The organism is Kaarinaea lacus, from assembly GCF_975902315.1.
On the sequence record NZ_CDLKIE010000196.1, the window covers coordinates 1 to 3883 of the forward strand.

Genomic DNA, 3883 nt, shown 5'->3' on the forward strand with positions numbered 1-3883 from the left:
GTTTCAACTGATCCAGGGCTAACCGGGTTTCGTCAATTAACGGCGGCAGCAAATCGAGAATTTTATCTTCGATGAGGTCAACTTCAAGACTTATCCAATCGTTAAATTCCGCACGATTCTCCTCAATAAAATCCGCTGCATCATGCAAGTCCCGAATAATATAATCGCTTATTTTTTCGGCCTCTTCCCTGGTTAAATCACCCAGTTCCACAGCTTTGTCCCTGGCGTTTTCCAATGCATGCAATACTTCTGGTTTAACATCTTGCGCCTTGTCTACCAGATGACGCACACGTTCAACCATGCTTTTGTAAGCAGTGACTAAACGTTGGTTGTTGTTTGCATCAGAATCACTCATATGAATATTATGCTCGCACCGTAGTTTGTATAGTTGTATACCTCAAATATATAGCTTATACAAATTAGTGTCGTGTATGAATAATTGAATTATAACTCTTGTACGTTTGCAATTCTTTACGCGCCAGATTATTTCCTTCTTCCCCGACTGTTTCGTCTTCCATTTCATCATACCGATAAAAATAGATTATTTCAGCAGCTGTGACAAATGGTAGAGATTTTATTTTTTCAAAAATTAGTTTGTTTTTCTGTTCGTGGCTGGTGGTTATTGCCAGTACTAATTTTCCTGATTCCTGATCTTTAATTTGTACATCAACATTACAAAAACTTTTAATTTCTGGTACGACCAAATCAAAAGAATCAGGATCTACCATTACAAACATACCGACGATGTACATTTTGCACCTCGTTTGTTATTTACCTTAGCGTTTCACTATAGTTTGATAGCTTAATAAAACAGTATACAATCAACGACCTATCTATAATTAAACTATAAGCGGATACGCTAAATGAGTGATGACTTAGATCAAGACTTCAATAAAAACTTATCAAGTCACTTATATCCACCCATGGATATAAAATCACGTTCAATTCACGCTCAATCTGCAGTAGAATTTTTTAACTGCGTGATAACCTGAATTATATATACACGTGACTGTATGAATTGTTTTGAAATGAACAAGCACAATCTTCACAATGATAAACAGGTGTTAGATGGCCGATAAAAAACAGGGCAAATGGGTAAAATAGAAATCTTACGTCGACTAAGGCCTTTCCTGGATAGTTTCCGTGACTTGCTACCCATTATTCTTGTTGTCAGTTTTTTTCAACTATTCGTATTAAAACAGCCAATCCCCAATTGGCCAAGCCTGCTATTAGGCACAGTATTTGTAATTTTAGGCCTGACATTATTTATCCGCGGTCTTGAATTGGCGCTTTTCCCGATTGGTGAATCTCTTGCCTATGCTTTTGCCCGTAAAGGAAGCATTTTCTGGCTGTTGGTGTTTGCTTTTTTTCTTGGGTTTGGCACCACGGTTGCTGAACCCGCCTTAATTGCAGTAGCTAACGAAGCCGCGATTATTGCTGCTGAAGGCGGTATCATAGAAGATGCTTCTTTGGCAAAAAACTCCTATGCCAATGGCTTACGACTCACTGTCGCATTTTCCGTTGGTATCGCTATTGTGGTTGGTGTACTTCGCATTCTCAAGGGCTGGCCTATTCATTATGTCATTATCGGTGGATACATTGGTGTCGTTATCATGACTGCCTTTGCGCCCAAAGAAATAATTGGTATCGCTTATGACTCTGGTGGTGTAACAACTTCAACTATAACCGTACCATTAGTAACCGCACTCGGGGTTGGCCTCGCCTCAAGTATTAAAGGTCGTAATCCCATGGTTGATGGTTTTGGTTTGATTGCTTTCGCATCATTAACGCCTATGATTTTTGTGATGGCATACGGTATGTTGTATTAAGGAACAGTGGATTCCATGGAAATATTCAACCAGCTACTTGTTACTACGTTTTCAACAATAGGCGATATTGCACCTATAATAGGCATTATTTTTGGCTTTCAAATTCTAATCCTGAAGCAACCAGTACCAAATATAAAAAAAGTAGTCGTAGGGATATTGTATGTATTGGTCGGCCTTTCGATTTTTCTGGTGGGTTTGGAGCAAGCTTTGTTCCCACTGGGTAAAATAATGGCTGCCCAGTTAACTGATCCCGAGTTCATTTATGAGGGCCTGACTAAAGTCGATGAAACGCTACAATGGCAAGATTATAAATGGGTGTATATTTTTTCGTTTGCTATTGGTTTTTCCACCACTGTCGCGGAGCCGGCTTTAATTGCCGTAGCGATGAAAGCACACGCTGTTTCAGGTGGAGCGGTAGGTGTGTGGGGATTAAGAATCGCAGTGGGAATTGGTGTTGCTATCGGTATAGCAATCGGTACCTTTCGAATCGTTACCGGTACTCCCCTGCACTACTACATCATCGCTGGTTATATTGTAGTAATCATTCAAACATTTTATGCCCCTCGAATGATCGTCGCTCTGGCTTATGACTCTGGCGGTGTTACCACTTCAACCGTTACGGTGCCTCTGGTCGCCGCACTGGGATTAGGGCTTGCTACTACAGTACCGGGACGTAGTGCGTTGCTGGATGGATTTGGATTAATCGCATTTGCCAGTTTGTTTCCCATTATTACTGTTATGGCATACGCGCAGTTCGCCGAGTGGCGAGCCAGGGAATCATTTTCTACGGTTTCTGATGAAGGAGAGAAATAATGCATTTCAAACTGATTATCTGCTTTGTTGAGGATCATAAGACCGACCTGGTTCTGGACACAGCACGACAGGAAGGCGCTACTGGTGCGACCGTGATTAGCCAGGCGCGAGGGGAAGGTTTGGAAAAAACCAAAACTTTCTTTGGCCTGACTTTGGAGACCCAGCGGGATGTCATTCTGCTGCTTGTGGAAGAACACCTGAGTCGGAAAATTCTCGAAAAAATTAACGACGTGGCAGCTTTTGATAAATCTCCCGGAACAGGTATCGCATTTCAAATCGACGTGGAAGATGCAGTCGGTGTCGCTCACCAGGTCAAACGATTAACAGAAGTTGTGGAGGATGAGCTATGACAGAAAAATCACATCGCCCGATCATTCGGGTCAGGGATGTAATGAAAAAAGAGTTTGACACCGTGGATGGATTGGATACTATCGAAAATGCCCTGAAAAAAATGAAACACATTAGCAACAAGTGTTTAATCGTCAACAAACGTCATGATGATGATGAACACGGGATGTTACTTATCTCAGATATTGCACGAAAAGTACTAGCACGAGATAAGTCGCCCGATCGAGTTAACGTCTACGAAATCATGGCCAAACCGGTCGTTAGTGTCGACCACGCGATGGATGTTAGATATTGCGCTCGATTATTCGATCAGTTTGATATTTCCCGGGCTCCAGTCTTTCAAAATGGTGAAGTAATCGGAATAGTAAGTTTAACGGACCTGGTAATCAAAGGGCTTACGCTACCCGATTGATATAGAATAGAAAAATTTTATGAGGCAAACACGTTGAACGAATTTATTCCAGCAGAACTGGCCAGCAATACCCACTTAATGCTGGGGCTAGTCAGCTTCCTGGTCTTGTTGCTGGTAATATTCCTTGTGCTCTTCTTCAGGGTGCAAAAGCGTGTTAACGACTTACGAGCGACATTTCGCGAACTAAATAATAATGTCCATCAAACCAATGGAAAACTTGAAACGATCATTCATCAACATTCTGCGATTGTCGACAATATTAAATCTTCGGAACTTGTCGTCAGCAAGGATGTTGATGCATTGCGTCATGAGCTAGTCCGGCAAGTTGAAAAAATATTTGACCTTAGTAACGAAGAATTTGCCCGCACAACAGAGATACTGATACCGCGCGTCGAAGCCTACAAAAGATTATGGGAAATGACCGAGAGTATCATTAATATCGAAAACCAGTTTGATACCGCCGACAAAGAAACCATCATCA

7 protein-coding genes are annotated in these 3883 nt (G+C 41.6%); 5 read left to right on the forward strand and 2 right to left on the reverse strand.

Translation table 11 applies throughout. The features are described 5' to 3' along the window. Both ACWVCM_RS05815 and ACWVCM_RS05820 read right to left on the reverse strand, forming a co-directional pair. Positions 1-355, reverse strand: a 355-nt coding sequence (locus tag ACWVCM_RS05815; RefSeq protein ID WP_455200778.1) for a zinc ribbon-containing protein, incomplete at its 3' end; no start/stop codon positions are given. Positions 356-419: 64 nt separating this feature from the next. Continuing rightward, entirely contained in the window at positions 420-752 is a 333-nt protein-coding gene (locus ACWVCM_RS05820) for a chaperone NapD (RefSeq protein WP_455200779.1), read from the reverse strand. Positions 753-1091: 339 nt separating this feature from the next. Here ACWVCM_RS05820 and ACWVCM_RS05825 point away from each other — a divergent pair, with 339 nt between their 5' ends. The 5 genes from ACWVCM_RS05825 to ACWVCM_RS05845 form a co-directional block, all read left to right on the forward strand. Continuing rightward, positions 1092-1829 (forward strand): DUF1538 family protein, encoded by a 738-nt coding sequence (locus ACWVCM_RS05825; protein WP_455200780.1) that lies wholly within the window; start codon positions 1092-1094, stop codon positions 1827-1829. Positions 1830-1844: 15 nt separating this feature from the next. Then, positions 1845-2642 carry a DUF1538 domain-containing protein gene (locus ACWVCM_RS05830; protein WP_455200781.1) on the forward strand — a complete coding sequence of 266 codons (798 nt, stop codon included), beginning with the start codon at positions 1845-1847 and terminating at the stop codon, positions 2640-2642. Next, the gene (locus ACWVCM_RS05835) at positions 2642-2992 is read left to right on the forward strand and encodes a P-II family nitrogen regulator (RefSeq protein WP_455200782.1); all 351 of its coding nucleotides are present in this window, start codon (positions 2642-2644) and stop codon (positions 2990-2992) included. The genes ACWVCM_RS05830 and ACWVCM_RS05835 overlap by 1 nt, the downstream gene beginning before the upstream one ends. Continuing rightward, on the forward strand, positions 2989-3402 hold the full coding sequence (locus ACWVCM_RS05840; protein WP_455200783.1) for a CBS domain-containing protein: 414 nt from the start codon (positions 2989-2991) through the stop codon (positions 3400-3402). The genes ACWVCM_RS05835 and ACWVCM_RS05840 overlap by 4 nt, the downstream gene beginning before the upstream one ends. A 33-nt stretch (positions 3403-3435) precedes the next feature. After that, positions 3436-3883, forward strand: a 448-nt coding sequence (locus tag ACWVCM_RS05845; protein WP_455200784.1) for a hypothetical protein, incomplete at its 3' end; no start/stop codon positions are given.